This is a genomic window from Acinetobacter sp. LCT-H3 (genome assembly GCF_001866125.1).
Taxonomy (GTDB): domain Bacteria; phylum Pseudomonadota; class Gammaproteobacteria; order Pseudomonadales; family Moraxellaceae; genus Acinetobacter; species Acinetobacter schindleri.
On the sequence record NZ_MODX01000008.1, the window covers coordinates 117559 to 125667 of the forward strand.

Genomic DNA, 8109 nt, shown 5'->3' on the forward strand with positions numbered 1-8109 from the left:
ATTACCTTACTTCGAAATTTTTTTTAAAATATAGCCTTGCTCTTGAACAAAGTGGCTCTCACAAATATTCTCTTCAATTAACTGATTTAGCACTTGTTCTGCTTGAGTATGTCCAATTAAAAACTTACGTTGTAAACTCGATACCGAAACGACACCTACTTCCTCTATGAATAATTTGGCACGTTCAAAAAGATCGTCTGATTGCATAATTCCCCCATTCTCAATGAATTAAATTTTTGCTCGTACTAAGATCATGCTGACATTGTCATACGCCTGTTTCGAATCTAATGACGCTTTCATGTCGAGTAACCATGCTCGAAGTTCCATATCTACTTTTAAAGCAGGCCATTCCGTACACTCCATCACATCATGCACACCATCGGTACAAACTAATAAGGCATCATTCTCAGTCAAATATTCTTCTGTTGTTGTAAAATCCATCACTTCATGCAAAGGATCAGCACAAAAGTATTGTAATAATGCACCATAAATACTGGCATAGTTTCCCCCTTCTTTTATCTCGCCATTTTCTCTTAACTGTTCAAGATAATTATGATCTCTCGTCAGGCAGTGCCACTTTTGATCATGCTGGCTAAACAAATATACTCGACTATCCCCAATATGTTGAATTGTCACAAAACCTTGTTCGCCATTATTTTGAATGAGTGCAAGTGTTGAACTGGCTCCAAAACTATTTTTTTGATGTGCTAATTGATCAACAAGATACTGCTGAATGGTAAATGCTTGACAAGTTTCTATCTTTTTATTTTGCATTAAAGCATTTAAAACTGTATAGGCTGCTTGCTCAGCTACTGGACTATTGCTAATCCCATCCGCTACAGCAACACACCACTGTTCTTTTTCAGAATGGCTATACAGTTTAGTGATGAGTCCATCATGTTGAATAACTTTATTTTCAATCAAAATGGCATCTTGTTGATACTTTGACCTCGCCTTCCATGTCAGACCTTGCATTTCAAAAGTACTCATCACATTGATCTCAAACTTAATAGTACTTTTTTTACCAAAACCCGATAACACAATCAAGAAAAATTTTGTATAAGTTACTGATTAATAATGAATTATTTAATTTAAAACTTACTTTACGCTTTTTAATTCTCATTCATGTTTAACTGTTTAAGTAAAAATGTAACTAAATATTTTTTCAAGCTAAATCATGATTTAAGACGATACCTTTGCTTAGGGCTTTTCGGCTTATCTGGAATAGTACGCTCAATCAAATCTGCTTCTATTGCTGGATTCAAATAATTCTTTTGGAATGTTGCCCGATGGTTTAAACCAACCAATTGCATCAACTCAGCCAAAGTGTAGTCTTCTAGCTTCATTGCTGAAATTAAACGCTGAACTTGATCGCTCACTTGTACGTAAGCTTGAGCGGTAACATGACCGCTATCTTGAGCGGTATCAGTTGAACTAAGAATTGCATCTAAAATCATCTGCAAAATAAATTCTATAAAAGGTGCTGAATCTGTTCGATCCGTACTTGCTTGTAATGCTTCATAATAGGCTTTCTGATTTTGATAAATCAGGCTTTCAACAGGAATATTAGCAAAGATTGGATTCCATCTGCTTAATATTAAAGTTTGCCATAGCCTTCCCATGCGCCCATCGCCATCCGCAAATGGATGAATGAATTCAAACTCATAGTGAAATACTGAACTTTGGATAAGAGGATGCACTTCGCTATCATTTAACCAATCAAGTAAGTCAACCATCAGTCGATTAATTTGATTTGCAGGCGGAGCCATATGCACCACTCGATCACCTGACATTACACCGACACCACCATGACGATACTGACCAACTTCATCAATCAAGCCTGTCATTAAAATTTGATGAGCTTGTAGTAAGTCCGACTCTTGACTTGGTTGCCACTGCTGAAAGGCTTCATAGGCTTTAATCGCATTACGCACTTCCTGAACTTCTTTTGGAGGTGCAATTACGGTCTTACCATTTAGAATCGCCGTGATCTGTTCCGTACTTAAAGTGTTCCCTTCAATCGCCAGTGAGCCTTGAATGGTACGGATACGATTGGCTTTTCGTAGTTTTAAGCTGTCTTGGATTTCTTCTAAAACAGTCAAGCGCCCTATATTCTCACTAATCTGTGCAATTAGATGAATGATTTTAGATGTGATGGTATAAGGCGGTTGGTATTTCATAAGGAGGCTATTCCTACAAATTTATTTTAGAATTATACGATCTATTGTAAAATATTGATTTTACAATTATTCAATCATTTAAAGTCTATTTAATTCTACCATTATAATTCGTTATTCATTTTTCCAACTCATTATGGATGCGCTTACAGTGGTTGGATAACTGTTTTTTTACAGATAAATCATTCATGATCTCTGAAGCTCTATATGTATAAGTTATAAAATTTCGTTGTTTATGAGCTAGATGACTATACATTCGATAGATTTTTCTACGGTAAGTTTTTGATTCATTTCGTTTAGCTTTATTTTTTGATGCTCTAATTTTGGAAATCAAACGTCGATAATAATTCGATAAGCTAGATGACCTGATCAATATTTTTTGACCATCGTATATAAATCCAAGATACTGTAGGGGCTTATCAATGTTAGTACCTACGTTGATGGCTCTCAATTCACCTGAAATACAAGTAAATTTTATTTTTTCAACCTTACTTGGATTTATCTTTAACTCTTTTCCTCCATGATTAAGCAATAGCTCTTCAATAGTTTTATAAACATCGCTCATTTCTATGTTTTGAGGAAAAACTAAAATAATATCATCACAATAACGCCTATATATTCCACCAAAATTATTCGCTAACTCACAACAATATTTGTCAAAGTCCAACATATAAATATTTGAAAGTATGGCAGACATAGGAGAACCTTGAGGAATTCCATATCTTTTCCCATCTATTTTTTTTGGTTTCTGGATTAGATATCTAACAACACCATCAGCATTAGTAACTTTTTTTTTTCGAATGCTTCGAAAATCATCTAGGGCTTGGTAAGGCTTGCTAGTTTTTTTTCTCAAAGGATTTGTAGTTTTTTCACCTTTCTCTTTTCTTTTTGACTTATCGGGCCATCCTAAAGCAACCAGAGCTTCTTCTATATCTAAAAATGAGTAATTAGTTAATGATTTAAAAACAATATAATGATCTTTAGATAAGCAAGGTACGCCATTAACACGCTGCCATTGTTCTTTCAGAATTCCATGATCTAAAGTATCAAAAAAGCTTGATAGATCAATTGTGAGTACATTACATTCTCTTATTTGACTGATCCAATCAAAAATCTCTTTAGCAAATTCAATGTTTGATTTACCCAATGCGCGATAGGCTAATACTGAGTTTTGTAGAGGAGTATCTTTTATGAAATTTTCATATTTTTCAGTGAGAAGATGTGAATAATAGGCATAAATATAACCGTCTTGGTTAGCTGCATATCTTAAAGGTCGTTTTTTAGCGGCTCTACGACTTAAACCATTATGACTTTTAATTTTTCGTGTACGTTGTTCAAATCCAATAAAAGGTAAAAACCAATGTTTAGCTACATTATCTGGCTGAGCGACAAGAGAATAAGCGGCTTGAGCATCAAGTGGTGTATCAAAATGAATTCTTGATTTAGGAATTTTCTTATTCTGAACTCTTAGAATATGTTTTTTATCATAGATTTCATTTTTATATTTTTCAAAATTCAATGCTAATCCCTATTTAGCAGATCCGTAAGGGCTTGTGTCGCGTCTCACGTTACGCCCTTACGGAGTCTTTAAACTTTGATCTGAAAATGTTCTTACTTCTTCAAATCCAGCACTAATTTTACCGAAAAACATCCTCGGATAACGCATTAACTTAATATGCTATACTATTGGAGCTAGTATGATGAACAACTGTGTACTGATACTATTGGAACAACTTACAACCTTGATGGTTCAGTTCTTTATTACAATATTTCTCAATAAACTGCTGGACAGTTCAAACTGCATCCCTCTGCGAGCTGGATAGTCCACTCCAAAGGCATAGTAAATTTACACAAAAAATTTATTAAAATCAATACATAGTTTTATTACTATCTTTTGAGAATACCGCTATCTCAACTCAATCTCTTTCTTAAACTTATTGTATTGATAACTCATAATCTGCCCATTTACTAGCAACTCAACAGCTTGCTGAATTACTTGTAAAGGTGCAATAAACCATTCTTTCGGTTGATGATTTTTACCATCTTTATCTGCGACCAATAAATCAAGGCAAGATTCACCGAAGAAAGCATGTAAGTAATATTCAAACTTCTGCGGATTAATATTGAAAGCTTGATATTCAGCAATGACTTCAACATCAGCCATCAAATAAGTAGGCTCTTTTTTTGCATTCGCAATACGTTTTTCAACAGTTGTTGTGGCGAAACCAATTTTGTAAAGATGATCGTATGATTGGATACGTGGATCTGTACTTTTAGATTTCAGAATATAAATATAGCCTGTCGATGTATCATCTTCAGTGATACCACTAAAATTAGTATAAAAGTTAGAGTTTTCTTGCTCATTCGTTTCTGAAACAATGCGCCCATCTTTATACAATGCTTTAGCCAATGAGCGATAAAGCATAGTTGATTCGGTGCCATTCTCAAAGATAGTACGGGTACGCCCATCTTTACGGAAACGCTTACCATCAACTGTTTTCGCTTCAGAAGTAAAATTAATATCTGCTAGATAAACTAATAAGCCGTTTAAAACATAGTAATTACCTTCAACCAGTTGATAACCCTTATCGTTGAACGGTAACAGCTTACGTTTCCCTTCTCGAAGCTCTCTGTGAACATCTTTAAATAAATGCTCAAACTGATCAAAGTCCTTACAACGTTTACGTTTAGCAACTTCATCTGCTGCTGCACGTTGGATAGGTACATGCTTAATTTTAAAGATGTCACCATCTTTACCATCATCAAGCAAACCTAGATCATCATCGTTAAAAATATCTTCAAGTGATTTAATATCTGACATATCTTTAATCCTGATGTTGTGGCAGCAAATTATGTTCATCATAATCTGCTAAAGCCATGTATTGCTCTGGATTGGTTTGAATTGCTTCTAAACGGCTCGCAAGCATAAACTCAGAAATGTTTTTCATATCCTTAGCAGGTACACGCCCATGCTGTGTCACAAAATTATTAATTTCATTAAATTTTGAGACCAATTGTTCATCAGCCGTTAGACCAGACGTCTTTTTCTTTACGTTTAAAAGACCTAAGTCATCATCAGCAATCATATCTTGAAGCCAGCTAAAATCTTCCACGTATTACACTCCAGCTCGTCTACGTTGCTCACGAATATAAATTAGGCATTCAGCTAATCGTTTTTCAATTAAGTTGTTTGATTCTAGACTAGGCTCACGACCAAACTGAACTTTGAAGGCTTTTAACTTAGGCCATAGCTCAATGGCTTCTTCTTGAGTCATGGTAATTTTAGTTGCTTCGATTGCCTCCTTAATCAATTTTAGTACATTAACTGTGACTTCTTTTGATAGGATTTCAAAAGCTTTTTGGAATGGATTCACAGACTGAATTAAATCAATATTCAGGTCTTCGATATTGATAAATTTATCCGCCATACGAATAAATTTTTTATCACCAACTTCTTTGACTTCTGCTGTGCTAATCACTGAGTCAACGACTAAATATTGACTCACTTCTTCAAGTTCAGCTCTCGATAAGTCAGGATATTTTGTTTGGATAATCTTAGGGATAAGGACTTTATTCACCACTTCAGGCTCAACCTTACCTGCTGAACCTGCAATCACTTTAGCATCTTGAAGAATCGCTGCTTTTAGGTCCACAAGATCATTTTCAATAATAGCCTTTGTTTTTGCTGTACTTGGTTCTTTAAAACCTTTGATCGTAAGCGTACCTGATGGAACAATATCCTCATCATCACGTTTGGTTTTAAATTTGAAGTTTGGTGCGAGTATTTGTTCCATTAATAAAGATGCAGTAATTGCTTTCAGCATATTGTTTACTGCAAATTTAACTTCAGTATCCTGTGCATCAGGTTGAGCAATAAGATTAGTAAATTGCGCATGTGATTTGTTCGAGCTATCTCGTGTACAACGTCCCACAATCTGCACAATTTCAGTCAAAGATCCACGGTAACCAATCGTTAAAGCATGTTCACAGAATTGCCAGTCAAAGCCTTCCTTCGCCATACCTAGGGCAATAATAAGATCAAGATCATCTACGGTTTTAATGTTACGCAGATATTCAACAACTTTATCACGGCCATCTTCTTCAACGAGGTCTGCTACTTTTAATATCTTACCATCTGCACGTTTAACCGTGATAATTCCAGTATCAGGATCTTTAGCGACAAATTCACCAATGATTTCGAGGATCGCATCCACCTCATCATATTTATCTTTGGTTGATTCACCTGAATTTACGTTTGGAATATGAATGATGGTTTTTTTATCGGTATCTAGTACTTCTGCAATTGCAATAATGCCTTCATCATCTTTTACAAAGTAACGTCCTTTATAGAAGTGATAACCAATGCCTAATGACTTTAAATAGCTATAGCCATTGAGTTGTTCGTAATAGTTAAAAGAAACTTTATCAAACTTCGCTTCATCTTCAGGCGTAAGTACAGGAACGCTATCGCCACGGAAGTATGAACCTGTCATCGCAACAATATGAGCCGAGGTATTGTCCATTAAAGATTTAAGAACAGTACCTAGAATATTGTCAGCATCGGCTGAAACATGATGGAATTCATCAATTGCCACTAATGTATTATCAAATACATGATCTTCAAGCTCTTCAAAGGCAAATCTTAGTGTGGCATGTGTACATACTAAAATTTGATCTGTACCTTCCATAAAACGTTTAAAGGCTTTTACTTTGCTTTTATCGCCACCAGCAGTACATAAATTATTTTCAGGTTTGATGTCCCAATCTGCAAAAAAGCCACTTTCGCTCAGCTTCGTACTGGCAAATGAACCACCAATAGAGCGTTCAGGTACAGCTACAATAACTTTGCTCAACCCTTGGTTGTGTATCTTGTCTAAACCCAAAAACATTAATGCACGAGATTTACCTGATGCGGGTGGGGCTTTTAAGAGTAAATACTGACTATTACGATATTCGAAGGCGCGAGCTTGCATAGCTCGCATCCCCATATTATTAATTGAGGTACTTTCCCCAGTTTGTTGATAATTTACTTCTACAATATTTTTCATAGTAGTTCACTTATTTTGTCATTTTAATATAGTTTAAGAATAGGACACGTAATCGGTCTTCATCTGATTTAAACGGGCTAGCTTTATACAGTTTCTCGACTTGTATATCATTTTCTTGATGAGCTTCTTTCAAGTCATTTGGCATTAGATCTGGATCGTATAAGTCTGCCAATGTTAAATGACTATAATTTTCTCTGATAGCTAAAATATTAATAGCAGTTAAAGTTAACTTTTCTTTCATTTGAGCATCAATTTTAGGCACTGGGAATGTGTTATAAACAATAGAAGCAGAATATCGATAATCTGTTTTTAATCGTCCTCCAACAATTTTCACCCATTGCATATGCATTCGAGAAGTTAAAATTGAAAACAACCAAGGCTCAGCATCATAGATTGCTAAAGCGGAGTCTGAAATAATATTTTCTTCACCTAAAAAACCGATAGGTATATATTCTCGTCTTTCCGAGGAAACTCTAGGCATAATAATTGCTGAACTGTATCTATATCTATTTTCAGCAAATGCATAAGGAGTATTAGCTAATTCTTGAGTAGCCTCACGATCACTAGAGAGTCGATGTTGTTTTACGGATTCAAATCTAGTGTTGAAGAATGGAATTTTATTTAGTTCCTCATACCCTAATTGATCCGTCCAGATACAGTAGCGATCAATTCCTCGAATAAACTCAACGGAACCAAGAACTTTTTTAATATATTTCATTGCTTGAGGGATTTGTTCTTGAATTAGTGTTTTTTCTTCATTCGTTAAGAATAAATTTCCCCCATCATTCGCCATACTGCCAAATGACATTTTAGGTATGTTTGAAATAGGTTTGCTCTTTTTTTCAATGAATATATTTGGTAGGTTAGGGTGTGTTGACACTTTT

Annotated in this window: 8 protein-coding genes; all 8 read right to left on the reverse strand. The window is 35.0% G+C overall.

Going from position 1 to position 8109, the window contains the following annotated elements; genetic code table 11:
- Window positions 1-6: 6 nt before the first annotated feature.
- A complete protein-coding gene (locus BK820_RS06515) occupies window positions 7-207 on the reverse strand; it encodes a DNA translocase FtsK (protein ID WP_004842512.1) in 201 nt (66 codons plus the stop codon).
- Between the two features lie 21 nt (window positions 208-228).
- Window positions 229-990 (reverse strand): PP2C family protein-serine/threonine phosphatase, encoded by a 762-nt coding sequence (locus BK820_RS06520; protein ID WP_004842513.1) that lies wholly within the window; start codon window positions 988-990, stop codon window positions 229-231.
- 185 nt (window positions 991-1175) lie between these two features.
- A complete protein-coding gene (locus BK820_RS06525; protein ID WP_071320469.1) occupies window positions 1176-2180 on the reverse strand; it encodes a Fic family protein in 1005 nt (334 codons plus the stop codon).
- A 115-nt stretch (window positions 2181-2295) separates the two neighbouring features.
- Window positions 2296-3696, reverse strand: coding sequence for an antiviral reverse transcriptase Drt2 (gene drt2 / locus BK820_RS06530; protein WP_071320470.1), 1401 nt, complete (start codon window positions 3694-3696; stop codon window positions 2296-2298).
- 387 nt (window positions 3697-4083) lie between these two features.
- Window positions 4084-4998: a GIY-YIG nuclease family protein gene (locus BK820_RS06535; RefSeq protein ID WP_016803698.1), complete on the reverse strand. Its 915-nt coding sequence runs from the start codon at window positions 4996-4998 to the stop codon at window positions 4084-4086.
- Window positions 4999-5002: 4 nt separating this feature from the next.
- Window positions 5003-5290 carry a hypothetical protein gene (locus BK820_RS06540; protein WP_020752787.1) on the reverse strand — a complete coding sequence of 96 codons (288 nt, stop codon included), beginning with the start codon at window positions 5288-5290 and terminating at the stop codon, window positions 5003-5005.
- Window positions 5291-5293: 3 nt separating this feature from the next.
- The gene (locus BK820_RS06545) at window positions 5294-7225 is read right to left on the reverse strand and encodes a DEAD/DEAH box helicase (RefSeq protein WP_071320471.1); all 1932 of its coding nucleotides are present in this window, start codon (window positions 7223-7225) and stop codon (window positions 5294-5296) included.
- Window positions 7226-7235: 10 nt separating this feature from the next.
- On the reverse strand, window positions 7236-8109 hold an 874-nt coding region (locus BK820_RS15475; RefSeq protein ID WP_349356340.1), incomplete at its 5' end, for a type IIL restriction-modification enzyme MmeI.